The organism is Streptomyces sp. Root1310, from assembly GCF_001426425.1.
In the GTDB taxonomy this organism is placed as follows: Bacteria; Actinomycetota; Actinomycetes; order Streptomycetales; family Streptomycetaceae; genus Streptomyces.
The window spans coordinates 235,909-262,185 of the sequence record NZ_LMEQ01000031.1; the positions used below are offsets into that span (position 1 = coordinate 235,909).

Consider the following 26,277-nt stretch of genomic DNA (forward strand, 5'->3'; position numbering starts at 1 on the left):
CGCGGGTGGCGGGTGGCGGACGTGGGTGCCGGACGTCGGGTGCCGGGCGTGGGGTACCGGACGTCCGGTGCCGGACGAGTGCGGTCAGACGAGGGGGGCTCCGCTGCCCGCCAGGACCTCGGGGCGCAGCAGTTCGGCGAGCCGCTCGGCGGGCAGCAGGCCCTTCTCCAGGACGAGTTCGGCCACGCCACGGCCGGTGACGAGGGCCTCCTTGGCGATGTCGGTGGCCGCCGTGTACCCGATGTGCGGGTTGAGGGCGGTGACCAGGCCGATGGAGTTCTCCACGCTCGCGCGCAGCACCTCGGTGTTGGCGGTGATGCCGTCCACGCAGCGCTCGGCGAGGGTGAGACAGGCGGCGCGCAGGTGGGTGATGGACTCCGACAGGGAGTGCAGGATGATCGGCTCGAAGGCGTTGAGCTGGAGCTGTCCGGCCTCGGCGGCCATGGTGATGGTGACGTCGTTGCCGATCACCTCGAAGGCGACCTGGTTGACGACCTCGGGGATCACCGGGTTGACCTTGCCCGGCATGATGGACGAACCGGCCTGTACGGGCGGCAGGTTGATCTCGCCGAGGCCGGCGCGCGGCCCGGAGGACAGCAGCCGCAGATCGTTGCAGCTCTTGGAGAGCTTGACGGCGACGCGCTTGAGCACGCCGGACATCTGGACGAACGCGCCGCAGTCCTGGGTGGCTTCGACCAGGTTGGCCGCGGTGACCAGCGGCAGCCCGGTGATGTCGGCGAGGTGACGACGGGCGGCCTCGGCGTACCCGGCGGGGGCGTTGAGGCCGGTCCCGATGGCCGTGGCCCCCAGGTTGATCTCATGGATCAACTGGACCGCCTCGTCAAGACGGTTGCGGTCCTCGTCGATCATGACGGCATAGGCGGAGAACTCCTGACCGAGCGTCATCGGCACCGCGTCCTGCAACTGTGTACGGCCCATCTTGAGCACGTCACGGAACTCGACGGCCTTGCGGGCGAAGGAGTCCTGGAGAACGGCCATGGCCTTGAGCAGGCCGCGCACGGCGAAGACGGTCGCGACCTTGACCGCGGTGGGGTAGACGTCGTTCGTCGACTGGCCGAGGTTGACGTCCTCGTTGGGGTGCAGGTGCCGGTAGTCGCCCTTCGCGTGCCCGAGCAGCTCCAGCGCGCGGTTGGCGACGACCTCGTTGGCGTTCATGTTGGTCGAGGTGCCCGCGCCGCCCTGGACGACGTCGACGACGAACTGCTCGTGCAGCTTCCCCGCGCGTATCTCACGGCACGCGGCGACGATGGCGGCCGCCTTGTCCGGCGCGAGCAGGCCGAGCTCCTCGTTGGCGAGGGCGGCGGCCTCCTTGACGGCGGCGAGGGCGTCGATGAGGTGCGGATAGGCGGAGATCGGCGTCCCGGTGATGGGGAAGTTCTCCGTGGCGCGCAGGGTGTGGACGCCCCAGTAGGCGTCGGCCGGGACGTCCCGGTCTCCGAGCAGGTCGTGTTCGCTGCGGGTGACGGCGGCGGTCATGAGGGTACGGCCTCTTTCCGAGGGTGAGGGTCGGGTGGAGCGGGAGTCGTCCGGTGGGGAGGGCGGCCGGCTCGGGCGGTACGGGGTGACGCCCGCCCGAGCCGGTCGAGGCACCCGTCCGGCGGTGACCGGACCGGTGGTTCAGGGTCGGCCGCGCCAGGTCCGAGCGCGGTGCGAGGACCGCGCGTGGGATCCGGCGGGACGCCGGTGACCACCGCGCACACCCGGTGGTCACCGGAGACTGTCAGGCGCAGGCGCGCACGGTGACCGGGTCCAGCGCGCGGACCGGGCGGACGCAGCCGACCGGTTCGCCGCCGCCGAGGAGGGGTTCGCCCGCGAACTCGGTGAGCAGGGCGGGGTCCACGCCGGCGCGGACGAGCGCGGCCGCGGTGACCGGGACGCGGGCGCGGTTCGCGCCGTCGGAGATCTTGACGGCGACGGCCCTGCCGTCCGGGAGTGCGGCGACCTCGACGCCCTCGAAGCCGTCCTTCGCCAGCAGACCGGGGACGGCCCGCATCAGCGCGGCCACGTCCCGGCCGGAGCCGGACGCCATCTCGGCGTGCCCGCGCATCGCGTCGGCCACCCGCGCCTCGGGGGTACCGGGCGCGGAGGCGCTGACGCGGGCGGCGGCCCGGGCGAGGCCGTGCAGGGAGACCGAGAACAGGGGGGCGCCGCAGCCGTCGACCGTGACCCGGGCGATCCGCTGTCCGGTGAGGTCCTCGACGATCTCGGCGATCGCCTGCTGGAGCGGGTGCCCCGGGTCGAGGTAGTCGTCCAGGGACCAGCCGTTGAGCCTGCACGTGTACAGCATGGCCGCGTGCTTCCCGGAGCAGTTCTGGGCCGTTCGGGAGGGCGCGCGGCCCTCCCGTATCCAGGCGTCGCGGACCGCCGGGTCGTACGGCAGGTCCGCGACGTTGCGCAGGTCGTCCTCCGAGACGCCCGCCAGCTCGAGGATCCGCCGGGTCCCGGCGAGGTGGCGTTCCTCGCCGGAGTGGCTGGCGGCGGCGAGCGAGAGCAGCTCGCCGTCGAGCGGCAGCCCGGCGCGGACCATGGCCACGGCCTGGACCGGCTTGAGCGCCGAGCGCGGGTAGAAGGCGGCCTCGATGTCGCCGAGCTGGAGCTCGATCTCACCGCCCGCGCCGAGGACGACGACGGAACCGTAGTGGATGCCCTCGGTCACCCCGCCGCGGACGAGGTGGGCGACGGGGGTGTGGAGGGGTTCGCGGATCGCGGGGGCGTCGGCGAGGGAACTGCTGTACATCACTGCCTGCATCACTGGTGGGTGGTCGGCGGCCGGCGACGGGGTCACGCGTCGGCCTTGGCTGAGGTGCGCGCGAGGTTGCGGCGGATGGCGTACCACCCGGCGACCAGCGCGGCGGCGATCAGCGGCAGGCACAGCACGGTGGTGCGTCCGGCGCCGCCGTCGGCGTACATGAGGACCAGGACCGAGGCGAGGAAGAACAGCGTCACGAGTTCGGTCCAGGGGGAACCCGGCAGCCGGTAGTCGGGTCGGGTCAGTTCGCCCTTCTGGGTCTTCTGCCAGAAGAGCAGGTGACAGATCATGATCATGCCCCAGGTGGAGAGGATGCCGATCGCCGCGAAGTTCAGCACGATCTCGAAGGCGTCCGCCGGGACCACGAAGTTGAGGCCGACGCCCAGCACACAGATACCGCTGGTGAGCAGGATGCCGCCGTACGGGACCTGGCTGCGGCTCATCAGGCCGGTGAACTTCGGCGCGGAGCCGGACATCGCCATGGAGCGCAGGATGCGGCCGGTGGAGTACAGGCCGGAGTTGAGCGAGGACATGGCGGCGGTCAGGACGACGAGGTTCATCACGCCGCCCGCCGCGGGGATGCCGATGTTGGAGAGGACCGTCACGAAGGGGCTCTCGCCGGACGTGTACTTGTTCCACGGCAGCAGCATCGACAGCAGGACGACCGAGCCGACGTAGAACAGACCCACGCGCCACATGATCGAGTTGATCGCCTTCGGCATGATCTTCTCGGGGTTCTCGGTCTCACCGGCGGCGACGCCGACCAGCTCGACGGAGGCGTAGGCGAAGACGACGCCCTGGATGATCAGCAGCATGGGCAGCAGGCCGCTGGGGAAGATGCCGCCGTTGTCGGTGATCAGGGACGGGCCGGGCGTGGCGCCGTCCACCGGGTGCTGGGTGACCAGCAGGAAGATGCCGATGCACATGAAGATCACCAGCGCGCCGACCTTGACGATGGCGAACCAGAACTCCAGTTCGCCGAAGATCTTCACCGAGATCAGGTTCACGGTGAGGACCACGGCCAGGGCGATGAGCGCGATCACCCACTGGGGTATGTCGGAGAACATCCCCCAGTAGTGGGTGTAGGTGGCCACCGCGGTGATGTCGGCGATGCCGGTGGTCGCCCAGTTCAGGAAGTACATCCAGCCGGCCGTGTACGCGCCCTTCTCCCCCATGAACTCACGGGCGTAGGACACGAAGGCGCCGGAGGAGGGCCGGTACAGCACGAGTTCGCCGAGGGCGCGCACCACGAGGAAGGCGAAGATTCCGCAGACGGCGTAGGCGATGAAGAGGGACGGGCCGGCGTCGGCGAGCCGTCCGCCGGCGCCGAGGAAGAGACCGGTGCCGATGGCGCCGCCGATGGCGATCATGTTGACGTGACGGGACTTCAGCGACTTGCTGTAGCCCTCGTCTCCGGCGTCGACGTGACGGGTCGAGGGGCGCGTCTCGTCTTTGAGGTGCTGGTCGCTCACGCCGCGGGTCCGCCTTCCAGGGGAGGGTCCGTGCGCGGGGCGCGCACGATGTCGGTGAGGGTCGTCTCGACGCGGTCGAGGTGGTGGCTCATGGCCTCCACCGCGTCGGGCTCGGAACCGTCGATCAGCGCCTCGACGATCGCCCGGTGCTCGCGGTTGGACTGCTCGCGCCGTCCGCCCAGCTCGTTGAGGAAGGCCGACTGACGCGCCAGTGCGTCCCGGATCTCCTCGATGACCCGGCGGAACACCGGGTTCTGGGCGGCCTCGGCGACGGCCAGGTGGAAGAGCGTGTCCATCGCGACCCACGCGGTGGTGTCCGTCTCCCGCTCCATGCGGTCGAGCAGATGCGCCAGGTGGTCCAGGTTCTCCGGGGTGCGGCGCAGTGCCGCGTATCCGGCGACCGGGACCTCGACGTGCCGGCGCACCTCGAGCAGATCGCTGGCCGCGTAGTCGCCGAAGGTGGGGTCCTCCACGGTGTTCGCGATCACAAAGGTGCCTTTGCCCGTCTTGGCGACGGTCAGGCCCATCGTCTGCAGGGCGCGCAGGGCTTCCCGCAGGACGGGCCGGGACACCTCGAGGGTGCGGCAGAGCTCCGCCTCGGAAGGGAGCTTGTCACCGATGGCGTAGCGGCCGCGCTCGATGGCGCCGCGGAGGTGGGTGAGGACCGCTTCCATCGCACTGATGCGCCGCGGCCCCGCCCCACCTGTCTGGCTGTCTGACAGGTTCACGGGAGTGATACTCCGGGTGCGCTGCCGTCGCTGTCAAGACGTGCCGTGAAACAGAAAATTCAGGGGGCGGGGAGCCTGAAAGGTGTCTTCCCGCCCCCTGAGGGGTACGACGAGGGGATTACCCGACCCTCGGCCGGCCGGCCGCCGATGTGTCTCTATGTGTCTCGACCGGCCGCCGGGGCCGGTCAGCTGTCGAGGACCCCGGCGGCCAGCAGCCCGAACAGCGCGACGCCGACGACGAGCCGGTAGATCACGAACGCGTTGAAGGAGTGCTTGGCGACGTACTTCAGCAGCCAGGCGATCGAGGCGTAGGCGACCGCGAAGGACACCACCGTGCCGACGGCCAGGGGCGCCGCCCCGGCGCCCGTGCCCAGGGCGTCCTTCAGCTCGTAGATGCCGGCGCCGGTCAGGGCGGGGATGCCCAGGAAGAACGACAGCCGGGTCGCCGCCACCCGGTCCAGGTCGAGCATGAGCGCGGTGGACATGGTGGCGCCGGAGCGGGAGAAGCCGGGGAAGAGCAGCGCGAGGATCTGGGAGCTGCCGACCAGCATCGCGTCCTTGAACGAGGTGTCGTCCTCACCGCGCTTGTGGCGGCCCATCCGGTCGGCCGCCCACATCACGCCGCTGCCGACGATCAGCGAACCGGCGACCACCCAGAGCGAGGCCAGCGGGCCCTCGATGAGCGGCTTGGCGGCGAGGCCCACGACGACGATCGGGATCGTCGCGCAGATCACCCACCAGGCGAACTTGTAGTCGTGGTGGTGACGCTCCTGCGGGCTGCGCAGCCCGCGGAACCAGGCCGTGACGATCCGCACGATGTCCTTGCGGAAGTACACGAGCACGGCGGCGATCGCCCCGACCTGGATGACGGCCGAGAACCCGACGACGGCGTCGTCGTCGACCTTGATGCCCATCAGGCCCTCGGTGATCTTCAGATGGCCGGTGGAGGAGACGGGGAGGAACTCGGTCACTCCCTCGACGGCTCCGAGGACGACGGCCTGGCCGACGGAGATGGCGCTCATGGAATCCAGTTCTGAGGAGACGAATCGGTCGACGGCGTCGTGGACGCTCCGGTGTCGTACACAGTCCTACCAGGCGCGGAGCCGGCCGGGCCGCCTACGACCACACCCACCGGCCTGTGGCGACCCCGGCGAACGCGGCCCCGAGACCCACCGCCACGCTCGCGACGGCGTTGGCGGCGGCGTAGAGGCCCGCGCCGGTCTCGGTCAGCCGCAGCGTCTCGTACGAGAACGTCGAGTACGTCGTCAGCGCTCCGCAGAAACCCGTCCCCAGGAACAACCGCAGGTCGGGCCCGACGGTGGTGGCGCCTGTCAGGACACCGAGGATCAGGCAGCCGCCGATGTTGACGACGAAGGTTCCCCAGGGGAAGAGCGAGTCACGCCGGGCCTGCACCGCGCGGTCGGTCAGGTAGCGGAGCGGGGCGCCGATCATGCCGCCGACGACGACCAGCAGCCAGTTCACAACGACTTCTTACCCTTCATGTCCGGATCGCCCTGGTTCTCGGCCCGGTCCCCGCCCCGGCCGACGTACCGGATGACCTCGCAGCGTTCGAGCGTCACCATGCCCTCCGTGACCAGCTCGTCGAGCTCGGGCAGGAAGGCCCGCACCCGCTCCTCGGTGTCCACGACGACGATCGCGACCGGCAGGTCCTCGCTGAGCGACAGCAGCCGGGAGGTGTGGATCAGCGAGGAGGCGCCGAAGCCCTCGATGCCGCGGAAGACGCTGGCGCCCGCGAGACCGGCCGCGCGGGCGCGGTGCACGATCTCCGTGTAGAGGGGCTTGCGGTGCCAGGTGTCGCTCTCGCCGACGAAGACGGTCAGCCGCAGGGCGGTGCCGGTCGGTCTCGTCATCGCCGCCTCCACGATCGCTGCCTCCACAGGAGAACGCGGCGGGTGGCCGTGGCCGCCAGCCCGACCGCGAGGAGCGCCGCCAGCAGGGTCGCGGCGAGGTAGGCCAGGGCCGTACCGGGACGGTCCTCGTCGAACAGCCTGCGGATGTCGACGGCGTAGGTCGAGAAGGTGGTGAATCCGCCCAGCACCCCGGTGCCGAAGAACGGCCGCACCAGCCGGTGGGCGGTGACCGCCTCGGTGATCACCACCAGGAAGACACCGATCACCGCGCAGCCGGTCACGTTCACCCAGAAGGTCGTCCACGGGAACCCGCCGGTCTGTGTGGGCCACCACAGGGAGGCCGCGTAGCGCGTGGCGGCACCGGCCCCGCCACCGACGGCCACGACGGCGACCACCGGGAGCTGCCCCGTCCCGGTGGCCCTGCGTGCCGCGCCGGTGCGGAGGCTCTCGGCCTCCGGAGCTGTCATGTCGTACGTCTCCTGCCCTGGCCGGGACCGCCCCGCCTCATCGGAGTGATCACGACCGGGCACCAGCGTAACGCCGCCTCACTTGGTCACGGGCGCCTCGCAGACCGCGATCCCGCGCTCCCAGAGGCTGCCGAGGACCAGTCGGCCGCCGGTCTCGCAGACGCTGGTGACCATGCGGAACCCGGAGCGGCGGTAGGTGAGGTGGTGCACGATCCGGCCGTCGTCGTCGACGGCCAGCACCCCCGTCGTGCCCGACGGACGGTACGGCGCCTTCGCCGCGAGGCGGGCGGCGCGGCGGCGCACGGCGGGGCCTGCGCGGTGCAGGAGGTCGAGCGCAGGGACGCGCGGGCCGGCCAGGGCCACCCAGACCGGGCCGTCGGGCGCGCCGCGCCACAGGTTGTCCGGGAACCCCGGCAGCTGTTCGACGAGCGGCTCGGCCCGCCCGGCCCGGGGGCCGGTGAGCTGGTAGCGGGTGAGGCGGCGGGCGCCGGTCTCGGCGACGATCAGGAAGGAGTCGTCGGCGCCGCGCGCCAGGCCGTTGGCGAACTGGAGCCCCTCCAGGACCACTTCGGCCTCGCGGGCGCCGGGTTCCAGGCGCAACAGCCGTCCGGTGCCGGTGTGTTCGACGAGGTCGCCCATCCAGTCCTCCAGGGGGTGGACCCGGCTGGACACGGTGAAGTAGACGGTGCCGTCGGGCAGCGCGACGACGTTGCTGCAGAAACGCAGCCGCTCCCCCGCTGCCGACTCGGTCAGGACACGAACGTTTCCGGTGCGGCCCTCGGGGTCGACACGCAGCAGGGCGCCCTCGGCGCAGCAGACCAACAGGTCGCCGTCCGGCAGGAGTTCGAGGCCGAGCGGCCGTCCGCCGATCTCGGCGATGTGCTCCACGCGAGCCGCGGGCGGGTCGTCCAGACCGTCGATACGCAGGATCCGCCCGTCCGCCACCCCGGTCAGTACCCGCCCTCTGGGGTCGGCGACGACGTCTTCGGGGCCGTGCCCGGGGAGTGTGATGTACCTGAGGGGGACGAGAGGCGTCCGACGGTCCATAGGGGCCGCCCTTCCTTGAGGAGGCGGCCATCCTCGCAGGCGGGCATGGCGTCGACAGGTCGTGGCCGTGGTCTTTGCCGGGCCTTTCCGGAGGGTGAACCCTCCGTCCTCCACCGCCCCTTGGCGAAGTCCTTCACCACCCTTTCTCGAACATCCGCGCCACTTCGGCGATGCGCATCTCGTCGCGCCGGTAGTAGGTGCGGCGCCTGATCCGCTTGGCGCGCAGCAGGCCGATGCCGGCGAGCAGGCTGAGGTGGGTGCCGGCCACCTGGCGGCGCACGCCCAGCTTCGCCGCGACGACGTCCGCCGTGACGCCGTCCTCTACGAGGTCGCCGTGGCGCTGCGGCGGGAAGTGCCGGTCCGGCTCCTTCAGCCACTCCAGTATTTCCAGTCGCCTCTCACTCACTGGAGTCCTCAGCATCGTCGTGCCCTCCGTCCCTGTGGTCGGGGCTCCCCCGGTACCGCGTCGTCCCACTGTTCCGCAGCCGGGGCCGCCCTGTCCCGCACTCCGCGAGCCTTGGCCGGGATCGAACACCCTTGCTCCACAAGGGTGTTCGGATGAAGGGCCGGAAGACGGACGGGGGCCCGGCCGCGCGGTGCGGCCGGGCCCCCGCTCCGGGAGTGCTGGGCGGATCAGCGGTGGCTGAACCACGACATGGAGGACAGGGCCTTGTCGTCGTAGCCGAACAGGGCCTGGTTCTCCCAGCCGTTGCCGGAGGCGGCGTCGGTCGGGTCCCAGCCGTTGCCGGTGACGGCGGTCCAGGTGGACTCCCAGTAGAAGAGGCCGAGGCCACGGCCGTTCGGGACGGCCTCCACGATGCTCGCCACGTCGTTCATCCACCGGGTCTGGCCGGCGACGGTGGCCGGGTAGCCGGACACCAGCTCGCTCGAGAGGTCGATGATGTTCTCGGTCGAGTCCTCGCTGTCCAGCCGGAAGGGGTAGGCCGTCTCGGCGACGTACACCGGCTTGGCGTAGCGGGAGGCGGCGTCGTCCAGGGTGGTCTGGAAGTCGGCGAGCGTGCCGTGCCAGTACCCGTAGTACGACAGGCCGATGACGTCGAACTTCACCCCGTTGGAGACGGCGCTGTCGAACCACCAGCGGGTGCCGGCCAGGTCACCGCCCTTGGCGAGGTGCAGCGCCACGCTCGTACCGGAGTTGACCGCCTTGACCGCGTCGTAGCCGGAGTTGAGCAGTCCGGCGAGCTGCGACCAGTTGTCGGTGGAGCCCGTGGACCACAGCATGCCGCCGTTGATCTCGTTGCCGACCTGCACCATGTCCGCGGTGGTGCCCTGGGCCTTGAGGGCGTTGAGGACGTCGTAGGTGTGGTTGTAGACGTCCGTCTTCAGCTGGCTGTAGGAGTGCCCGGCCCACGCGGCGGGCACGGTCTGCGCCCCCGGGTCGGCCCAGGTGTCCGAGTAGTGGAAGTCCACCAGGAGCTTCGTGCCCTGCGCCTTGATGCGCTTGGCCGCCGCCAGGACCCGCGCCTTGTTGTTGTAGCCGTCGGCGGGGTTCACCCAGACCTTGACGCGCGCGTAGTTCTGACCAGCGTTCTTCAGGACGGCGAGCGCGTCCTGGGTGGTGCCGGAGCTGTTCTTGTAGACGCCGCCGAGGGCCTCGCTCTTGATGAGCGACGACACGTCCGAGCCCTTGACGGTCAGGCCGGTGGAGCCCGACGCGAAGGTCAGGTCGTCGACGTTGATCCAGTTCCCGGCGTTGGCGTCGGAGTTGATGCTGATGGTGCACTGGTTGTTCGTCACCGCGATGGAGGTGACGATGCGGATCCAGCCGCCGGCGGAGACCGGGATGGCGGTGCGCTGCTCGGCACTGCCGCAGTTCTTCAACGCGATGTACGCGGAGTTCTGGCCGCCGCCGGAGCGCACCCAGGCGGTGAGCTTGTAGTTCCCGTTGGTGAGCCCGGACAGGTACTGGTACGTCTCGACCTTGTAGGCGGAGGCCGAGTAGTGCGAGAGGCGGTAACTGCCCGCGTGGCCACCGGACTCGGTGAAGGAGGCGGAGTTCTGTCCGGCCGCCGAGTACGTCGACCAGCCGGACGGGGTCGCGGTGCCGGCGGCGTCGGTCTCGAAGCCGCCGTTGGTGAGCGTGGTGGCCGCCTGCGCGGTCTGCGCGGGCAGGACGGTGAGGGCGAGCCCCGCGGCGAGCGGCAGCAGCAGGGTTCTGAGTGTGCGTCTGGGATGGAACATCGTCGTCCGTCGTCCCTTCGACGTGATGGATGGTGATTCCCTCGTGCGGTGAGGGGCCCCCTCCGCCCGCGGCTCGCGGCTCCACGGGCGGAGGGGGAGTCGGCTCAGCCGTCGAGTCGCACGACCCGTACGGCGCCCGCCGGGACCGCGAGGCGGCCGGCGGCTCGTTCGCCCGTCAGCAGTTCGGTGCCGGAGGTCTCCAGCGGCACCTTGGCGTCGGCCGGGGTGTGGTTGATCGCGAAGAGGTAGCTGCCCGTCGCGCCGGAGCGGCGCACGACCTCCACGTCGTGCGGCAGGTCGGCGCGCGGGGCGATCGCCGCGTCCTCGGCGGCCCGGCCGAGCAGGGCGTCCAGGCCCTCGGGGCCGAGGCGGGTGGAGACGTACCAGGCGGTGCCCTCGCCGAGCCGGTGCCGGGTGACGGCGGGGTGGCCCGCGGTGAGGCCGTCGGCGTAGGTCCACACGGTCTCGGCGCCGCGCGGCACCACGAACTCCGTCCACACGTCGCCGGCGAGCTCGCTGCCGTCGGGGCCGGTCAGGCGCACGCCTCCGCCCTGGAGCAGCGGCGAGAACTCCTCGACCGTCAGGCCCAGGACGTCGCGGAGCGCGCCCGGGTAGGCGCCCTCGTGGACGGCGTCGTGCTCGTCGACGATGCCGGAGAAGTACGACACGACCAGGGTGCCGCCGTTCGCGACGTACTCCCTGAGGTTGTTCCCTGCCGCCTCCGTCATCAGGTACAGGGCGGGCACCACGACCAGCGGGTAGCGCGAGAGGTCGGCCTCGGGGTGGGCGAAGTCGACGGTGAGGTGGCGGTCGTAGAGGGCCTCGTAGAAGGCGTCGGCGCGTTCGCGCGGGTCGGCGTCCTCGCTGGGCCGCCAGTCGAGGTTCTGCGCCCACCAGGAGTGCCAGTCCCACAGGACCGCCACGTCGGCCTCGGTGCGGGTGCCGCGGATCGCGCCGAGCGAGTCGAGACAGGCGCCGAGTTCGACGACCTCGCGCCACACACGGGTGTCGGTGCCACCGTGCGGGACCATCGCCGAGTGGAACTTCTCGGCGCCGCGCCGGGACTGCCGCCACTGGAAGAACATGGCGCCCTCGGAGCCGCGGGCCACGTGGCCGAGGGAGTTGCGGGCCATCTGGCCGGGGGCCTTGGCGGGGTTGCGCGGCTGCCAGTTGACGCCCGAGGTGGAGTGCTCCAGGAGGATCCAGGGGGCGCCGGCGGCGACGGAGCGCGTGAGGTCGGCGGCCATCGCGAGGTTGACGTGGGTGCGGCGGCCGTCGGTGATCAGGTAGTGGTCGTTGGTGACGATGTCGACCTCGCGGCCCCAGGCCCAGTAGTCGACCGAGTCGCACTGGCTGAGCGCGGTCATGAAGTTGGTCGTCACCGGGAGACCGGGCGCGAGGCGGTGCAGGATGTCCCGCTCCATGAGGAAGTTCTCGCGCATGGTGGCGTCGGCGAACCGCCGGTAGTCCAGCGCCTGCCCCGGGTTGCCGACGGTCGGGGTGGCGCGCGGCGGGTTGACGTCCTCGAGGCTCGCGTAGCGCTGGCCCCAGAAGGCGGTGCCCCAGGCCTTGTTGACCGCCTCGATGGTGCCGTACGTCGTCTCCAGCCAGCGGCGGAAGTGGGCGGCGCAGGAGTCGCAGTAGCAGGCGGAGACGGGCACGCCGTACTCGTTGTGCACGTGCCACATCGCCAGCGCCGGGTGGTCTCCGTAGCGCTCGGCGAGGCGGGTGGTGATGTTCGCCGCGGCGGCGCGGTAGTCCGCGTTGCTGTGACATATCGCGGCGCGGGAGCCGAACTCGTAGCGCACGCCCTCCGGGGTCACGGGCAGCGCTTCGGGGTGCTCGCGGTAGAACCAGACCGGCGGCGCCACTGTGGGTGTGCCCAGGTCGACGCGGATGCCGTTGTCGTGCAGCAGGCCGATGACGCGGTCCAGCCAGCCGAAGTCGTACTCCCCGGGCGAGGGCTCCAGCAGGGCCCAGGAGAAGATCCCGACACTCACCATGGTGACGCCGGCCTCGCGCATCAGGCGGACGTCGTCCTGCCAGACGCTTTCCGGCCATTGCTCGGGGTTGTAGTCCCCACCGAAGGCGAGCCTGGTGAGGCCCTTGGGGCTGGTCTCCGGCATGGATCTCTCCCGTTTAATCGATCATTTGGGAACGTGCACACACGGTGGCGGCGTTCGGATCCCAACATAACCGCACAGCAACAACCATTGACAAGTGTCCGGGATGTTTCTCTACTGTGAACGCTCACAGACAGCAGAGCAGCTTCTCGCGACGGGCGGGGAGCCCGCTCCTGCGATCGCATGGCAGGTTTTCGCACCGGGCGAGAACCCAGGTCAGGGGAGAGATCCATGCCCAACACGAAGCGCCGGCGGCTCTTTGTCAGAGGTGCGGCTGCCACCGTCGCCGTCGCCCTCGGCGCCACCGCACTCACCGCCTGCGGCTCGTCCGACGAGGACAGCGCCGAGTCCGGTCCGGTCTCGCTCACGTACTGGACGTGGACGCCCGGCATGGACAAGGTCGTGGACCTGTGGAACAAGGGCCAGGGCAAGAAGGACCAGATCACCGTCACGGTGAAGAAGCAGGCGTCCGGCGACACGCTGGTCACCAAGATCCTCACCGCGCACAAGGCCGGCAAGGCCCCCGACCTGGTCCAGGCCGAGTACCAGGCACTGCCGACGCTGGTCAGCAATGACGCGCTCGCGGACATAGCGAAGAACGTCGGCGACGCGAAGGACAAGTTCGCCGACGGTGTCTGGCAGCAGACCACGCTGGGCACGGACGCCGTCTACGCGGTGCCGCAGGACATCGGCCCGATGATGTTCTACTACCGCGCGGACCTGTTCAAGAAGTACGGCCTGACGGTCCCGACGACCTGGGAGCAGTTCGCGGAGACCGCCCGGGCACTGAAGCAGAAGGCTCCGGACACGGACCTCACCACCTTCTCCGCCAACGACTCCGGCCTCTTCGCGGGCCTCGCCCAGCAGGCCGGCGCCAAGTGGTGGACCACCTCCGGCGACAAGTGGAACGTCGGCATCGACGACGCGGCCACCAAGAAGGTCGCCGACTTCTGGGGCGGTCTCGTCAAGGAGGGCGCCATCGACAACCAGCCGATGTACACGCCGGCCTGGAACAAGGCGCTCAACACCGGCAAGCAGATCGCCTGGGTCTCCGCCGTCTGGGCCCCGGGCACCCTGACCACCGCCGCGCCCGACACCAAGGGCAAGTGGGCCATGGCCCCGCTCCCCCAGTGGTCGACCAGCGAGAACGTCACCGGCAGCTGGGGCGGATCCTCCACGGCCGTGACGACGGACTCGAAGCACAAGGAGGCCGCCGCCAAGTTCGCCGCCTGGCTGAACACCGACGGCGACGCCCTCAACGCGCTGGCCAAGGAGAGCGGCATCTACCCGGCCTCCACCTCCGCCCAGCTCAGCGGCGCCTTCATCACCCCGCCGGACTACTTCTCGAACCAGGCGGACTTCTACACCACGGCCGCCAAGATCGCGAAGACCACGGCGCCGTCGGCCTGGGGCCCGAACGTGAACGTCGCCTACACGACCTTCAAGGACGCGTTCGGCGCCGCCGCGAAGGACAAGTCGGACTTCTCCGCCGCCCTGGCCAAGATGCAGGCGGACACGGTCGCCGACCTCAAGAAGCAGGGCTTCGAGGTCTCCGAGTGACCATCGCACGCCGGAGGTCGTACGGGGTCAAGGGGGCCCCGTACGCCTTCCTCGTCCCGGCGACGATCCTCTTCGCCCTGTTCTTCGCGCTGCCCATCGGCTACGCGGTGTGGCTCAGCTTCCGCAAGGTGCACGTCTCCGGCCTCGGCCTGGGTTCCGGTGCGCGCAAGGAGGTCTGGGCCGGCCTCGAGAACTACACCGACGCCTTCACCGACAGCGAACTGCTCGACGGCGCGCTGCGCGTCCTCGGCTACGGCTGCATCGTCGTCCCGGTGATGCTGGGCCTGGCGCTGCTGTTCGCGCTGATGCTCGACTCCGACAAGGTGCGGCTCGCGCCGTTCACCCGGCTCGCGATCTTCCTGCCGTACGCCATCCCCGGCGTGGTGGCGGCGCTGCTGTGGGGGTTCCTCTACCTGCCCGACGTCAGCCCGTTCTACTTCGTGCTGGAGAAGCTCGGCATGCCGCAGCCGGACCTGCTGGACGGCGGTCCGCTGTACCTCGCCCTGTCGAACATCGCGGTCTGGGGCGGCACCGGCTTCAACATGATCGTCATCTACACCTCGCTGCAGGCCATCCCGGCCGAGGTGTACGAGGCGGCGAAGCTGGACGGCGCCACCCCGACTCAGATCGCGCTCCGGATCAAGATCCCGATGGTGGCGCCCTCGCTGGTGCTGACCTTCTTCTTCTCGATCATCGCCACCCTCCAGGTGTTCAACGAGCCGACCACCCTCAAGCCTCTGACCAACTCCGTGTCCACGACCTGGAGTCCGCTGATGAAGGTGTACCGGGACGCGTTCGGCACGGGCGACATCTACCAGGCGGCCGCCGAGGCCGTGATCATCGCTTTCGCCACGCTGGTGCTGTCCTTCGGCTTCCTGCGGGCCGCGAACCGCCGTACCAAGCGGGACGCCAGTCTTGGAGGGGCACGATGAGTTCCACAGCCGTTCGGAAGGCCCCCTCCGCGGCCGGTGCCACCGGCGTGTCCGGCAACCGTGCGCCGCTGCGCGGCCGGATCGCGCTGGTCCCGACGATCGGGCTGCTGCTGGGCGCCCTGTACTGCCTGCTGCCGGTGGCCTGGGTGGTGATCGCGTCCACCAAGTCCGGCAGCGAGCTGTTCTCCACCTTCACCTTCCTGCCGGGCAGCGGCTTCACCGACAACCTGCACGACCTCGACGCCTACCGCGACGGCATCTACTGGCAGTGGATGGCCAACTCCGCCCTGTACGCCGTGCTCGGCGCGCTGCTGTCCACGTGTGTGTCGGCGTTCAGCGGCTACGCGCTGGCCACGTACCGCTTCCGGGGCCGCGAGACGCTGTTCAACGTGCTGCTCGCGGGCGTGCTGATGCCGCCGATCATCCTCGCCATCCCCCAGTACCTGCTGATGGCCAAGGCGGACCTGACGGACTCCTACTGGTCGGTGCTGCTGCCGCAGGTCCTGTCCCCGTACGGCGTCTACCTCGCGCGCATCTACGCGGCCGCGGCCGTGCCGAGCGACGTGGTGGAGGCCGGCCGGATGGACGGGGCGAGCGAGTGGCGGATCTTCACCAGGGTCGCGTTGCCCATGATGGTGCCGGGCATGGTGACGGTGTTCCTGTTCCAGTTCGTGGCGATCTGGAACAACTTCCTGCTGCCGTACATCATGCTCAGCGACGACGAGAAGTTCCCGCTCACCCTCGGTCTGTTCACGCTCCTCGAACAGGGCGCCAACACCCCGGCGCTCTACACGCTGGTGATCACCGGAGCGTTCCTCGCGGTGATCCCGCTGGTGGCGCTGTTCCTGGTCATTCAGCGGTTCTGGAGCCTGGACCTGCTGTCCGGAGCCGTAAAGTCATGACCATGAACAATGGTGCGGGGGGCCGGCGCAGACCGCCGACCATCCACGACGTGGCACGCGAGGCCGGAGTCTCCCGGGGCACCGTCTCGCGGGTGCTCAACGGTGGACACTACGTCAGCCCTTCCGCGGCCGAGGCGGTCAACGCCGCGATCCGCAGGACGGGTTACGTCGTGAACCGGCACGCCCGTTCCCTGATCACCGGCCGTTCCGACTCGGTGGGCTTCCTGCTCACCGAGCCCCAGGAGCGGTTCTTCGAGGACCCCAACTTCAACGTCCTGCTGCGCGGCTGCACACAGGCGCTGGCCGCGCACGACATCCCCCTCCTGCTGATGCTGGCCGGGACCGAGGACGAGCGGCGGCGCATCACGCGGTACATCACCGCCGGGCATGTCGACGGGGTGCTGCTGGTCTCCAGCCATTCCGGGGACCCGATCGCCACGGAGCTGCGCGAGGCGGGCGTCCCGCTGGTCGCGTGCGGCAAGCCGATCGGGATCGGGTCCAAGGTGAGCTACGTGGCCGCCGACGACCGCGACGGCGCCCGGGACATGGTGCGCCATCTGCTGGCCCAGGGCCGTCGGCGGGTCGGCGTGGTCACCGGCCCGCTGGACACCCCCGGCGGTGTGGAGCGGCTCGCCGGCTACCGGGAGGTGCTCGCCGAGGCGGGCGTCGACTACGACGAGCGGATCGTCGTCTCCGGTGACTACAGCCGGGCCAGCGGTGAGGCGGGTGCCGAGCGGCTGCTGGCGCAGGCACCGGACCTCGACGCGGTCTTCGTCGCGTCCGACCTGATGGCACAGGGCGTGCTGACCGCGCTGCACCGGGCGGGCCGGCGGGTCCCCGAGCACGTCGCGGTGGGCGGCTTCGACGACTCCCCGGCGGCGACCGCGGCCAGCCCCTCCCTCACCACCATCCGGCAGCCCTGGGACCGGATCAGCAACGAGATGGTCCGGGTGCTGCTCGCCCAGATAGGGGGCGAGGACCCGGCGGCGGTGATCCTGCCGACGGAGCTGGTGAAGCGGGAGTCGACGTAGCGGATCGGGCGGTGCACGCGCCGAACCGGTCAGGATCGGAGAAGCCGTCGGCCGCTCTCCGGCCTAGCGTGAGTAGTGCGGGAACACGGACTCGTTCCCGCCTACCGCACGTCACCGAGGAGAACGCCATGAGCGCCGGCATGCAGACGATCATCTACCCCGTCAAGGACCTCGCCCGGGCGAAGGCCCTGTTCAGCGCGCTGCTGGAGGTCGAGCCGTACGCCGACGAGCCCTACTACGTCGGTTTCAAGGCCGCGGGACAGGACGTCGGTCTCGACCCGAACGGGCACTCCAAGGGCATGACCGGGCCGGTTCCGTACTGGCATGTCACGGATCTGCGCGAGCGGCTCGCGGCGCTGGTCGCGGCGGGGGCGGAGCTGCTTCAGGACGCGCAGGACGTCGGCGGCGGCAGGCTGATCGCCTTCGTCAAGGACGCGGACGGCAACCTGGTGGGGCTGCTCCAGGACCCGGCCGCCTGAGGCCCACGAGGCGCCTGGGGAACCGCTTGCACCCGCACTAGTTGCACACTCAATGAATCGCCGTATCGGTGTTACCGTGCACATATGGCAGCGAAGACGGCCGGGGCGGGCCTCGAAGAGCGGTGGCGGGACATCCTGTCGGTGCACGCGCGCACGATGTGCGAGATCGATCGGGCCCTGCATCCGCACGGCCTCGGGGCGAGCGACTTCGAAGTGCTCGACATCCTCGCCTCCGAGGCGCCCCGGGAGGGCGACCAGTGCCGGGTGCAGAACCTGGTCGGACGGGTGCACCTCAGCCAGAGCGCGCTCTCCCGGCTCATCGGCCGCCTGGAGAAGGAGGGCCTGGTGGAGCGTTCCGTCTGCGTGGAGGACCGGCGCGGGGTATGGGTCGCCCTCACCCGCAAGGGCCGTGACCTGCACACCGAGGTACTGCCGCTCCAGCGGGCGGTGCTGGGGCGGATGCTGGCCGAGTCCTAGAGCCGGTCCGCCGGGTCAGGCCGACGGCAGGCCACGGCACCTCGCCGGCCCCCGCGTCTCCGGCACACCGGACAGGACTCTCCGGACGCTTCGGGCTCTGCGGGCTCTCCGGACGAGGCGCCCGAGACCTCCCGGCTCCCCCGGTGCACGGGGGAGCCCGATGCGGGGAAGGCGCTGCGCGCACCGGCCGGTGCGGGCTTCGTCCGGTCCCGGCAGGGCGCCGGCGTCTTCGCCGCGTCCGTGGGTCAGCGGGCCAGCAGCGTGCGGACCCCCTCCGAGGTGAGCGTCAGCGGATGGTCGCCGGCCGCGTCGATCGACAGGGACAGCTCACCGGTCGGCCACTGCGCGGCGAGCGCGCCGAGGGGCACGAGCCGGTAGCGGGCGACCTCGGGCAGCAGATCCGCCATCTCCGGTTCGGAGGTGAACACCGGCACCACGGGCGCGGCGCCGGGCTGTTCGAGGACGGGCAGCGCGACCGTGGCCGGGTTGGTGACGTCCTCGTCCATCGCGTCGTCGGGCACGGGCACCAGGACGTCGCAGTGCGCGAGCGTGTCCAGTGCGGCGGTGTCCTCGGTGTCCCGGGCCAGCGCGTCCAGCGCCAGCGCGGCGGGGTTGTTGCTGCGGTCGTGCGCGGGTGTCTCCATGACGGTCTCCCCTGGTAGCGGCGGTTCGGGCGGTTCGGCCACGCGTACCCGACCGGCCGGCGCTCAATCCCCCGGCGGCCCCCGGGGCGCCGACCACCACATGCCCGGCACAGATCCGGACGAACCGTGCGATCCGTGTGGCCCATGGAGAGGCGGCCCGCGGCCCACTCGCGACCGGTTCCTCCCGGGGCCGGTTCCCGGTCCCCTCGGGGCCGGATTCCCTCGGGGCCGGATTCCCTCGGGGCCGGATTTCACGACATCGGCGAGAGCCCCCGGTTCGGGCAGACGTCAAGAAGGGTGTCGGCGGGCCGACTCGTTCTCCTGCGCCATGCGCCTGAGCGCCATCAGGGCGGGCTCCAGCAGGACGGTCAGCAGCAGCGCGCGTTCGGCGGTCTCCAACGGGTCGGTGAGGCCGTCGAGCTGGTCGAGATCGAGGGTGGCGGTGCGCTCGGCCAGCCGCGCGTACGGCAGCAGGGTGTGCCGGTCCAGCGGGACGCCGAGGGAGCGCAGCGAGGACATGGTCTCGGCGAGGGTGGCCCGGGCGGGCGCCGACTCGTGCACGTCCCAGCCCAACTCCTCCACCAGAGCGGCCACTTCGGCACCCTCGGGTGTTTCCTCGGCGGGCTCGTCGTCCAGCCGGAGCGAACCCAGGGCGAGGCCGAGCACGCGGTGGGTGTCGCCGGCGTGTTCCGCGAGGGCGTCCAGCACCTCGCGGGTGGTGCTCACGGACAGCCCCCGGACGCCGGTCAGGGCGCGGATCAGGCGGAGCCGGCGCAGATGCCGGCCGTCGTACTCGGCCTGGGTCGCCGCCGTCTGCCGACCGGGCTGGAGCAGTCCCTCGCGGAGGTAGTACTTGATCGTCGTCACGGAGACGCCACTGTGGCGGCTCAGCTCGGAGATGCGCATGCGGTTCGGCTCCGGTTCCTGCGGTTCGGTTTCGGTCCGGCCCTGCCCTTGAAAACTGGATACCTCTACTGTCTAACATAGATAGTGGAGGTATCCAATGTTCCTTCGCCTCGCCGAAGAGAGAAGGCCACAGTCATGCCCACCCTGCGCTGGACCACCGTCGACACCCCCGCTCCGGACACCGACGCGTTCGTCATGGCGTCCCGGTTCGAGGTGCGCTCGCTCAAGGACGTGCCGCGCTTCTTCGTCCAGTCGCTCAGGGCCTGGAAGCAGGTCTGCGGCGCACCCGGCGCCTACGGGGCCTCGCTGATCGCCCAGCCGCTGAAGCGCACCTTCTGGACCCTGTCGGCCTGGGAGGACAAGGCCGCGCTGTACGGCTACGCACGGACCGAACCCCACAGGTCGATCATGCAAGGGCTGCGGCCCACGATGAAGGGCTCGGTCTTCACGTTCTGGGAGGTACCGGCATCCGACCTGCCCATCGACTGGACCGACGCCCGGCGGCGGCTCGCCGACCAGGAGCGGGCCGGCACCTGAGAACCCTCGCCCCGAGGCCGCCCCCCACGGGGGTGCACAGCTGAGCGCGGGCCCGCTTGAATGATCGAATGACCGCAGGGTTAGCATATGAGCGCCACCTAGCTCGAAAGATAGGCCCGTGACGCTCAACGACGATTCGTTCACCAACTGGAAGAACCGCGAGGAGATCGCGGAGTCGATGATCCCGATGATCGGGAAGCTGCACCGCGAGCGGGACGTGACCGTCCTGCTGCACAGCCGCTCCCTGGTGAACAAGTCGGTGGTCAGCATCCTCAAGACCCACCGGTTCGCCCGCCAGATCGCGGGCGAGGAGCTCTCGGTCACCGAGACGCTGCCGTTCCTCGAGGCACTCACCGCGCTCGACCTCGGCCCGTCGCAGATCGACCTCGGCATGCTCGCCGCGACCTACCGGGCCGACGACCGCGGTCTGTCGGTGGCGGAGTTCACCGCGGAGTCCGTGGCCGGTGCCACCGGCGCGAACAAGATCGACCGGCGCGAGCCGCGCGATGTCGTCCTGTACGGCTTCGGCCGCATCGGCCGGCTCGTCGCCCGTCTGCTCATCGAGAAGTCCGGCTCCGGCAACGGCCTGCGACTGCGCGCCATCGTGGTGCGCGGCGGCGGCGACCAGGATCTCGTCAAGCGCGCGTCCCTGCTGCGCCGCGACTCGGTGCACGGCCAGTTCCAGGGCACGATCACGGTCGACGAGGCCAACAACAGGATCATCGCCAACGGCAACGAGATCACGGTGATCTACGCCGACGACCCGAGCCAGGTCGACTACACGGAGTACGGCGTCCGCGACGCCATCCTCATCGACAACACCGGCAAGTGGCGCGATCGCGAAGGCCTCGCCAAGCACCTGCGGCCGGGCATCGACAAGGTCGTGCTGACCGCGCCCGGCAAGGGCGATGTGCCGAACATCGTGCACGGCGTCAACCACGACACCATCAAGCCGGACGAGCAGATCCTCTCCTGCGCCTCGTGCACCACCAACGCGATCGTCCCGCCGCTGAAGGCGATGGCCGACGAGTACGGCGTGCTGCGCGGCCACGTGGAGACCGTCCACTCGTTCACCAACGACCAGAACCTGCTGGACAACTACCACAAGGCCGACCGTCGGGGCCGTTCGGCGCCGCTGAACATGGTCATCACCGAGACCGGCGCCGCCTCCGCCGTCGCCAAGGCGTTGCCCGACCTCAAGGCGCCGATCACCGGCAGCTCGATCCGCGTGCCGGTGCCGGACGTCTCGATCGCGATCCTCAGCCTGCGGCTCGGCCGGGAGACGACCCGTGAGGAGGTCCTCGATCACCTCCGTGAGGTGTCACTGACCTCGCCGCTCAAGCGCCAGATCGACTTCACCACGGCGCCGGACGCAGTCTCGATGGACTTCATCGGCTCGCGCCACTCCTCGATCATCGACGCGGGCGCCACCAAGGTCGACGGCGACAACGCGATCCTCTACCTCTGGTACGACAACGAGTTCGGCTACTCCTGCCAGGTCGTCCGGGTCGTCCAGCACGTCTCCGGGGTGGAGTACCCGACGTACCCGGCGACGGGCGTCTGAGACCGACGGCACGAAAAGGAGTGGGGCGCCCTGGGCCGAGGGCGCCCCACTCCCGTGTGTCAGGCCGACGTCTCCGGGCGGTCGGCCTCGGCCCAGTGGGTGTGGAAGGCACCGGGGCGGTCGGTGCGCTGGTAGGTGTGGGCGCCGAAGTAGTCGCGCTGGCCCTGGAGCAGGGCGGCGGGCAGGCGCTCCGCGCGCAGGGTGTCGTAGTGGGCGAGCGCGGCCGAGAAGGCGGGCACCGGGATGCCACGACGGGCGGCGGAGGCCACCGTCTCCCGCCAGGGCACCTGCGCGTCCGTGATCTCCATGGCGAACTCCATCTCGCCGAGCAGGCTGACCAGGTCCGGGTCGGCGGCGTACGCGGCGCGGATACGGTCGAGGAACGAGGCGCGGATGATGCAGCCACCCCGCCAGATCCGGGCGACCGCACCGAGGTCGATCTTCCAGCCGAACTCGCCTGCCGCGTCCTGGATCATCTTCCAGCCCTGGTCGTAGGCGATGACCTTCGAGGCGTACAGGGCGTGCTCGACCTGTGAGGTGAAGCGGGTGGCCTCGGTGCGGCTGAGCGGGGGTGTGGTGCCGCCGGGAAGGCCGGCGTAGGCGGCGCGCAGGGCGCTCTGCCCGGAGGCGGCGCGCGCGAAGGTCGCCTGGGCGATGGCGGTGACCGGGGAGCCCAGGTCCAGGGCGGTCTGCACGGTCCAGCGGCCGGTGCCCTTCTGACCTGCGGCGTCGGCGACGATGTCGACGAACGCCAGGCCCGTGGTGGCGTCGGTGTGGCCGAGGACGTCGGCGGTGATCTCGATCAGGTAGGAGCCGAGCCGGCCCTCGTTCCAGGTGCGGAAGATGTCGGCGATCTCCGCCGGGGTGTAGCCGGCGACCTGGCGCAGCAGGTCGTACGCCTCGGCGATGAGCTGCATGTCGGCGTACTCGATGCCGTTGTGCACCATCTTGACGAAGTGTCCGGCGCCGTCGGTGCCGATGTGCGTGGCGCAGGGCTCGCCGCCGACCTTCGCGCTGATGGACTCGAACATCGGGCCGAGCACGTCGTACGACTCGGTGGAGCCGCCGACCATGACGGCCGGCCCGTTCAGGGCGCCCTCCTCACCGCCGGAGACACCTGCGCCGACGAAGTGCAGACCGCGCTCGCGCAGCGCCTCCTCGCGACGGCGGGTGTCGGCGTAATGGGCGTTGCCACCGTCGATGATCATGTCGCCGGGCTCCAGGAGCGGGGCGAACTCGTCGATGACCGCGTCGGTGACCGCGCCCGCCTGCACCATGATCATCAGCCGGCGGGGCCGTTCGAGAGCGGCCACGAAGTCGGCGGCCGACTCGGCGGGGACGAAGGCGCCCTCGTGGCCGAACTCCTCGACGAGCGCGCGGGTGCGACCGGCGGAACGGTTGTGGACGGCGACGGTGTAGCCGTTGCGGGCGAAGTTGCGCGCGAGGTTGCGGCCCATCACGCCGAGGCCGGTGACGCCGATGGCGGCGGTTGCGTTCACGAGGTACGTCCCTAGGATCGGTGGCGTGGTCGGAGGGGCGGGCGGCCCCCCGGTACCCCCAGGTACGGACGGTCGGCCGGTTCTTCTCGATCCGTCGGCGATTCCTTGCGACGACCGGCGATCCCGTGAGCCGGTCAGACCCTTCGAGCCGTCCCGGACCGGCGGGACCGGCCGGGTCGCCCGAGCCGCTACCGGCGACGCCAGGGCAGTCCCGCGGGGTCGGCCTCGGTGTTCTCGGCCCGCACCAGGGCCTCGCCGATGGCCTCGCCGATGTCCGCGAACTGACGCACCTGTTCGGGGGTGAGGGCGTCGAACACCGCCCGCCGGACGGCCTCCACATGCCCCGGGGCGACCTCCTCCAGCAGGGACCTGCCCTGGTCGGTGAGGAAGGCGAGCTGGCCCCGGCCGTCGGCGGGGTCCTCCCGGCGGTCCACGAGACCGTCCTCGCGCAGCCGGTTCACCGCGTGGGTGAGGCGGCTGCGGGTGATCTTCAGACGCTGCGCGAGCTCGGACATGCCGAGGGTGCCGTCCGGGGCCGCGGAGAGGTGGGCGAGCACGCTGTAGTCGGCGTGTGTCATACCCGCGTCGCGGCGCAGCTGCCGGTTGAGGTGGTCGGCGAGCAGGGTGGAGAATTCGATGTAGGCCAGCCAGGCTCGTCGTTCGTCGGCGTTGAGCCAGCGGGGCGTCGTGGACATGGGCACACCCTACGGGTTGGGCCCGTACCCGCCCCGAGAGCCGGAAAGGCCGGACCAGCCGGAGCGAACGGACCATCCGGACCGCCCGGACGAGCCGTCGTCGACCGGACGAGCCGTCGTCGGCGTGCGCCGAATGCAACTCGGCCGCCGATCCTCGGCAGACCCTTGCCCCGTGCGGAACACCGGCACGGAAAACCGGTATGGAAACCGGTGCGGAAACACCGGTACGGAACACCGGCCGGCGGAGGCGCCGAAGCCCTCCGCCGGTCGGTGGCAGCGGGCCGGTCAAGTGGTGGCGCAGGCACCGCCGTTGAGGGTGAACGCGGTCGGCGCGGTGTTGGTCGCGCCCTTGCTGCCGATGAAGCCGACGGTTACCGAGCCGCCGGCAGGGACGGTGGACGTGTACGCGGCGGGGGTGACGCTCACCGAGCCGGCGCTCTGGGTGGCGGTCCCACCCCACATGTTGGTGACGGTCTGACCGTCGGCGAAGGCGAAGGCCAGTTTCCAGCCGCTGATGGCGGTGGTACCGGTGTTGCGCAGGGTGATGTCGCCCTGGAAGCCGCCGGGCCACTCCCCCACGACGCGATAGCCGACGGAGCAGGCCACGGCGGGCGCGCTCCCGGTGGTGACGTTCACCGCCGCGGAACGGGCGGAGCGGTTGCCGGCGGCGTCGCGGGCGTAGACGGCGAAGGTGTACGCGGTGTTCGCGGTGAGGCCGGTCACGGTGGCGGAGTTGGTGGTCGAGGCGGCGACACCGGTCTCGGTGGTGCCGCTGATCCGTACGACGTCGTAGCCGGCGACGCCGACGTTGTCCGTGGCGGCCGCCCAGGAGAGCGTCGCGGAGGTGGCCGTCACCGCGGCGGCGGTCGGGGTGCCCGGGGTGGTGGGGGCCTGGGTGTCACCCGGAGTGCCGCCACCGAAGATCGTCGCCTCCTCGGCGGTCTGGGCGATGCCGTTGACGCCGTTGAAGATGCGCTGGCCCCATGAACTGAGCTGCGTCGGATCGAAGTTGGTCGTCAGGTCGAGGATCGGGTCGGTGTTCCCGCTCCAGGACCAGGCGAGGTAGCCCAGGTCGAGCTGCTGGGCGGTGGCCATCATGGTGTCCTCGTCGGGGTCGCCCCACTGGTCGGCGGGGCCGCCGAACTCGCCGATGAGGATCGGGAGCCGGGCGTCGACGAAGGCGTTCAGATAGTCGGTGATCTCCGCCGCGGTGTCGAAGACGCTGTACATGTGGATCGAGAAGATCAGGTTGCCGGTGGTGTCGGCGGCGTACACGGACTGGGCGTTGGCGCGCATGACGCCCTGCCAGTCCTGGCCCCAGTTGGGCGCGTCCACCATGATCGTGTGCTGGAAACCGGCGTTGCGCAGCTTCTTGATCGCGGCGATGGTCGGATCGGTCCAGCCCGCCGGGTCGGTGTTGCCCCAGGGCTCGTTGCCGATGTTGACGATGATGTAGTTCTCCTGGCCTGCCAGGACGTCCTTCAGGCCGATCCAGTAGTCGGCCGCCTGGTCGAGCGTGCCGGCGGCGGTGTCCTCGCCGTACCCGGTGGTGTCGTGCACCTCCAGTACGCAGATGAGCCGATTGGCCTTGCACTGCGCGACGACGGTCGCCACGTCCGACGCGCTGTTCGCGCTCCAGCGGTGGCCGTCGGCGAGGACGACGCGCACCGCGTTGGCGCCCATCGCCTTGATGTCGGCGAGGGACTGCTGGGTCCTGCCCGGGTACCAGGTGTGCGCGTGGTTCACGCCGCGCATGACGAAGTCGTTCCCGTTGCTCTCGACCAGCCGGCCGTCGCTGATGTGCAGGCCGGTGGCGAGAGCGTCGGGCGATCGGGTCTGGGCCTGGGCGGCGGCCGGGCAGAGGGCACCGACGAGGACCAGGCCGAGGAGGGCCGCGAGTCTGGTCAACAGCGTGCTCATGGGGCGCGCTCGCGACGCGCTTCGGGTCGTGCTCCTTGTTGTTCTCACTGCGACTCCAGAAGTGAGGCCAAGAAACTCGGGCGGCAGAAAGGACGGGGGTGCCGGGAGTGCCGGGGTCCCCGGGGGCGGGAGTGCGGGGGGGATGGCTTGTGGGAGCGCTCCCATGAAGCCACTACGTCAAGTACACGTCAAGCCCTCGCGCAGGGTCCCGCCGGACAGGGGCAGGGCCCCAGGGGGTACGCCGAGCGGGACCGAGGACCGGACCGGACCGCGGGTGAGCGCCACCCCGCCGAGGAGGGCGACGGTGCCCACGGGCGGTTCCCCCGAGGACATCGCCTGGTGCGCCGTCCACCTCGCGTCGGCGGAGTCGGCCTGGGTGACGGGCGGCAACTTGCCCGTGGACGGCGGAGTGCTGGCCAAGTGACCTGTTCCCAGGAGGCGTTGCGGCGGG

26 protein-coding genes are annotated in these 26,277 nt (G+C 70.6%); 9 read left to right on the top strand and 17 right to left on the bottom strand.

Annotation, left to right across the window (positions count from 1 at the left end):
• Positions 1-84: 84 nt before the first annotated feature.
• From aspA to ASD48_RS31820, 12 genes are all read right to left on the bottom strand, one after another.
• A complete protein-coding gene (gene aspA / locus ASD48_RS31765; protein WP_057605255.1) occupies positions 85-1,497 on the bottom strand; it encodes an aspartate ammonia-lyase in 1,413 nt (470 codons plus the stop codon).
• A 244-nt stretch (positions 1,498-1,741) separates the two neighbouring features.
• Positions 1,742-2,758 carry an asparaginase gene (locus ASD48_RS31770; RefSeq protein WP_057605256.1) on the bottom strand — a complete coding sequence of 339 codons (1,017 nt, stop codon included), beginning with the start codon at positions 2,756-2,758 and terminating at the stop codon, positions 1,742-1,744.
• A gap of 44 nt (positions 2,759-2,802) precedes the next feature.
• Positions 2,803-4,242 (bottom strand): amino acid permease, encoded by a 1,440-nt coding sequence (locus ASD48_RS31775; protein WP_057605257.1) that lies wholly within the window; start codon positions 4,240-4,242, stop codon positions 2,803-2,805.
• A complete protein-coding gene (locus ASD48_RS31780) occupies positions 4,239-4,916 on the bottom strand; it encodes a FadR/GntR family transcriptional regulator (RefSeq protein ID WP_057605258.1) in 678 nt (225 codons plus the stop codon). The genes ASD48_RS31775 and ASD48_RS31780 overlap by 4 nt, the downstream gene beginning before the upstream one ends.
• A gap of 239 nt (positions 4,917-5,155) precedes the next feature.
• Positions 5,156-5,992, bottom strand: coding sequence for an undecaprenyl-diphosphate phosphatase (locus ASD48_RS31785; protein ID WP_057605259.1), 837 nt, complete (start codon positions 5,990-5,992; stop codon positions 5,156-5,158).
• Between the two features lie 94 nt (positions 5,993-6,086).
• A complete protein-coding gene (gene crcB, locus ASD48_RS31790; RefSeq protein WP_057605260.1) occupies positions 6,087-6,452 on the bottom strand; it encodes a fluoride efflux transporter CrcB in 366 nt (121 codons plus the stop codon).
• The gene (locus ASD48_RS31795) at positions 6,449-6,841 is read right to left on the bottom strand and encodes a DUF190 domain-containing protein (protein ID WP_057605562.1); all 393 of its coding nucleotides are present in this window, start codon (positions 6,839-6,841) and stop codon (positions 6,449-6,451) included. The genes crcB (ASD48_RS31790) and ASD48_RS31795 overlap by 4 nt, the downstream gene beginning before the upstream one ends.
• The gene (crcB, locus tag ASD48_RS31800) at positions 6,838-7,308 is read right to left on the bottom strand and encodes a fluoride efflux transporter CrcB (protein WP_057605261.1); all 471 of its coding nucleotides are present in this window, start codon (positions 7,306-7,308) and stop codon (positions 6,838-6,840) included. Before crcB (ASD48_RS31800) ends, ASD48_RS31795 begins: the two co-directional genes overlap by 4 nt.
• Positions 7,309-7,386: 78 nt before the next feature.
• The gene (locus tag ASD48_RS31805) at positions 7,387-8,355 is read right to left on the bottom strand and encodes an SMP-30/gluconolactonase/LRE family protein (protein WP_057605262.1); all 969 of its coding nucleotides are present in this window, start codon (positions 8,353-8,355) and stop codon (positions 7,387-7,389) included.
• Between the two features lie 133 nt (positions 8,356-8,488).
• Positions 8,489-8,776 carry a hypothetical protein gene (locus ASD48_RS31810; protein WP_057605263.1) on the bottom strand — a complete coding sequence of 96 codons (288 nt, stop codon included), beginning with the start codon at positions 8,774-8,776 and terminating at the stop codon, positions 8,489-8,491.
• Positions 8,777-8,988: 212 nt separating this feature from the next.
• Complete coding sequence (locus ASD48_RS31815; RefSeq protein ID WP_057605264.1) at positions 8,989-10,557, bottom strand: arabinogalactan endo-1,4-beta-galactosidase; 1,569 nt, start codon at positions 10,555-10,557, stop codon at positions 8,989-8,991.
• Positions 10,558-10,661: 104 nt separating this feature from the next.
• On the bottom strand, positions 10,662-12,683 hold the full coding sequence (locus tag ASD48_RS31820) for a beta-galactosidase (protein WP_057605265.1): 2,022 nt from the start codon (positions 12,681-12,683) through the stop codon (positions 10,662-10,664).
• A 228-nt stretch (positions 12,684-12,911) separates the two neighbouring features.
• Here ASD48_RS31820 and ASD48_RS31825 point away from each other — a divergent pair, with 228 nt between their 5' ends.
• The 6 genes from ASD48_RS31825 to ASD48_RS31850 all read left to right on the top strand — a co-directional run bounded on the left by ASD48_RS31825 (position 12,912) and on the right by ASD48_RS31850 (position 18,061).
• Complete coding sequence (locus tag ASD48_RS31825) at positions 12,912-14,240, top strand: extracellular solute-binding protein (RefSeq protein WP_057605266.1); 1,329 nt, start codon at positions 12,912-12,914, stop codon at positions 14,238-14,240.
• Positions 14,237-15,172 carry a sugar ABC transporter permease gene (locus ASD48_RS31830; protein WP_057605267.1) on the top strand — a complete coding sequence of 312 codons (936 nt, stop codon included), beginning with the start codon at positions 14,237-14,239 and terminating at the stop codon, positions 15,170-15,172. The genes ASD48_RS31825 and ASD48_RS31830 overlap by 4 nt, the downstream gene beginning before the upstream one ends.
• Positions 15,169-16,074, top strand: a complete 906-nt coding sequence (locus tag ASD48_RS31835; RefSeq protein WP_057605268.1) for a carbohydrate ABC transporter permease — start codon at positions 15,169-15,171, stop codon at positions 16,072-16,074. Before ASD48_RS31830 ends, ASD48_RS31835 begins: the two co-directional genes overlap by 4 nt.
• Positions 16,071-17,105 carry a LacI family DNA-binding transcriptional regulator gene (locus ASD48_RS31840; protein ID WP_057605269.1) on the top strand — a complete coding sequence of 345 codons (1,035 nt, stop codon included), beginning with the start codon at positions 16,071-16,073 and terminating at the stop codon, positions 17,103-17,105. The genes ASD48_RS31835 and ASD48_RS31840 overlap by 4 nt, the downstream gene beginning before the upstream one ends.
• Before the next feature lie 128 nt (positions 17,106-17,233).
• Positions 17,234-17,584, top strand: a complete 351-nt coding sequence (locus tag ASD48_RS31845; protein ID WP_057605270.1) for a VOC family protein — start codon at positions 17,234-17,236, stop codon at positions 17,582-17,584.
• A gap of 84 nt (positions 17,585-17,668) precedes the next feature.
• Positions 17,669-18,061 (top strand): MarR family transcriptional regulator, encoded by a 393-nt coding sequence (locus tag ASD48_RS31850; RefSeq protein ID WP_020126045.1) that lies wholly within the window; start codon positions 17,669-17,671, stop codon positions 18,059-18,061.
• Positions 18,062-18,306: 245 nt separating this feature from the next.
• Here ASD48_RS31850 and ASD48_RS31855 read toward each other — a convergent pair whose 3' ends face one another.
• Positions 18,307-18,705 (bottom strand): SseB family protein, encoded by a 399-nt coding sequence (locus ASD48_RS31855; RefSeq protein ID WP_057605271.1) that lies wholly within the window; start codon positions 18,703-18,705, stop codon positions 18,307-18,309.
• Positions 18,706-18,993: 288 nt separating this feature from the next.
• A complete protein-coding gene (locus ASD48_RS31860; RefSeq protein WP_057605272.1) occupies positions 18,994-19,611 on the bottom strand; it encodes a MerR family transcriptional regulator in 618 nt (205 codons plus the stop codon).
• 135 nt (positions 19,612-19,746) lie between these two features.
• On the opposite strand from ASD48_RS31860, the gene ASD48_RS31865 reads away from it, so the two are divergent.
• Positions 19,747-20,148 (top strand): DUF3291 domain-containing protein, encoded by a 402-nt coding sequence (locus ASD48_RS31865; protein WP_057605273.1) that lies wholly within the window; start codon positions 19,747-19,749, stop codon positions 20,146-20,148.
• A gap of 118 nt (positions 20,149-20,266) precedes the next feature.
• Positions 20,267-21,712, top strand: coding sequence for a glyceraldehyde-3-phosphate dehydrogenase (locus ASD48_RS31870; RefSeq protein ID WP_057605274.1), 1,446 nt, complete (start codon positions 20,267-20,269; stop codon positions 21,710-21,712).
• A 59-nt stretch (positions 21,713-21,771) separates the two neighbouring features.
• Here the strand turns inward: ASD48_RS31870 and gndA are convergent, their stop codons facing one another.
• From gndA to ASD48_RS31885, 3 genes are all read right to left on the bottom strand, one after another.
• Positions 21,772-23,211 (bottom strand): NADP-dependent phosphogluconate dehydrogenase, encoded by a 1,440-nt coding sequence (gndA, locus tag ASD48_RS31875; RefSeq protein ID WP_054240726.1) that lies wholly within the window; start codon positions 23,209-23,211, stop codon positions 21,772-21,774.
• A gap of 188 nt (positions 23,212-23,399) precedes the next feature.
• The gene (locus ASD48_RS31880) at positions 23,400-23,906 is read right to left on the bottom strand and encodes a MarR family winged helix-turn-helix transcriptional regulator (RefSeq protein ID WP_057605275.1); all 507 of its coding nucleotides are present in this window, start codon (positions 23,904-23,906) and stop codon (positions 23,400-23,402) included.
• Between the two features lie 285 nt (positions 23,907-24,191).
• On the bottom strand, positions 24,192-25,826 hold the full coding sequence (locus tag ASD48_RS31885) for a cellulase family glycosylhydrolase (RefSeq protein ID WP_057605276.1): 1,635 nt from the start codon (positions 25,824-25,826) through the stop codon (positions 24,192-24,194).
• A gap of 304 nt (positions 25,827-26,130) precedes the next feature.
• Between ASD48_RS31885 and ASD48_RS44530 the strand changes: the two genes are divergently transcribed.
• On the top strand, positions 26,131-26,250 hold the full coding sequence (locus ASD48_RS44530; RefSeq protein ID WP_157880751.1) for an SDR family oxidoreductase: 120 nt from the start codon (positions 26,131-26,133) through the stop codon (positions 26,248-26,250).
• Positions 26,251-26,277 lie beyond the last annotated feature (27 nt).

What these genes read in the sequence shown, in the direction of transcription:
- aspA (WP_057605255.1), bottom strand. Translation starts at nt 1,497, where the DNA reads ATGACCGCCGCCGTCACCCGCAGCGAACACGACCTGCTCGGAGACCGG.
- ASD48_RS31770 (WP_057605256.1), bottom strand. Translation starts at nt 2,758, where the DNA reads ATGTACAGCAGTTCCCTCGCCGACGCCCCCGCGATCCGCGAACCCCTC.
- ASD48_RS31780 (WP_057605258.1), bottom strand. Translation starts at nt 4,916, where the DNA reads ATGGAAGCGGTCCTCACCCACCTCCGCGGCGCCATCGAGCGCGGCCGC.
- ASD48_RS31785 (WP_057605259.1), bottom strand. Translation starts at nt 5,992, where the DNA reads ATGAGCGCCATCTCCGTCGGCCAGGCCGTCGTCCTCGGAGCCGTCGAG.
- ASD48_RS31795 (WP_057605562.1), bottom strand. Translation starts at nt 6,841, where the DNA reads ATGACGAGACCGACCGGCACCGCCCTGCGGCTGACCGTCTTCGTCGGC.
- crcB (WP_057605261.1), bottom strand. Translation starts at nt 7,308, where the DNA reads ATGACAGCTCCGGAGGCCGAGAGCCTCCGCACCGGCGCGGCACGCAGG.
- ASD48_RS31805 (WP_057605262.1), bottom strand. Translation starts at nt 8,355, where the DNA reads ATGGACCGTCGGACGCCTCTCGTCCCCCTCAGGTACATCACACTCCCC.
- ASD48_RS31810 (WP_057605263.1), bottom strand. Translation starts at nt 8,776, where the DNA reads ATGCTGAGGACTCCAGTGAGTGAGAGGCGACTGGAAATACTGGAGTGG.
- ASD48_RS31815 (WP_057605264.1), bottom strand. Translation starts at nt 10,557, where the DNA reads ATGTTCCATCCCAGACGCACACTCAGAACCCTGCTGCTGCCGCTCGCC.
- ASD48_RS31820 (WP_057605265.1), bottom strand. Translation starts at nt 12,683, where the DNA reads ATGCCGGAGACCAGCCCCAAGGGCCTCACCAGGCTCGCCTTCGGTGGG.
- ASD48_RS31825 (WP_057605266.1), top strand. Translation starts at nt 12,912, where the DNA reads ATGCCCAACACGAAGCGCCGGCGGCTCTTTGTCAGAGGTGCGGCTGCC.
- ASD48_RS31835 (WP_057605268.1), top strand. Translation starts at nt 15,169, where the DNA reads ATGAGTTCCACAGCCGTTCGGAAGGCCCCCTCCGCGGCCGGTGCCACC.
- ASD48_RS31840 (WP_057605269.1), top strand. Translation starts at nt 16,071, where the DNA reads ATGACCATGAACAATGGTGCGGGGGGCCGGCGCAGACCGCCGACCATC.
- ASD48_RS31845 (WP_057605270.1), top strand. Translation starts at nt 17,234, where the DNA reads ATGAGCGCCGGCATGCAGACGATCATCTACCCCGTCAAGGACCTCGCC.
- ASD48_RS31850 (WP_020126045.1), top strand. Translation starts at nt 17,669, where the DNA reads ATGGCAGCGAAGACGGCCGGGGCGGGCCTCGAAGAGCGGTGGCGGGAC.
- ASD48_RS31855 (WP_057605271.1), bottom strand. Translation starts at nt 18,705, where the DNA reads ATGGAGACACCCGCGCACGACCGCAGCAACAACCCCGCCGCGCTGGCG.
- ASD48_RS31860 (WP_057605272.1), bottom strand. Translation starts at nt 19,611, where the DNA reads ATGCGCATCTCCGAGCTGAGCCGCCACAGTGGCGTCTCCGTGACGACG.
- ASD48_RS31865 (WP_057605273.1), top strand. Translation starts at nt 19,747, where the DNA reads ATGCCCACCCTGCGCTGGACCACCGTCGACACCCCCGCTCCGGACACC.
- ASD48_RS31880 (WP_057605275.1), bottom strand. Translation starts at nt 23,906, where the DNA reads ATGTCCACGACGCCCCGCTGGCTCAACGCCGACGAACGACGAGCCTGG.
- ASD48_RS31885 (WP_057605276.1), bottom strand. Translation starts at nt 25,826, where the DNA reads ATGAGCACGCTGTTGACCAGACTCGCGGCCCTCCTCGGCCTGGTCCTC.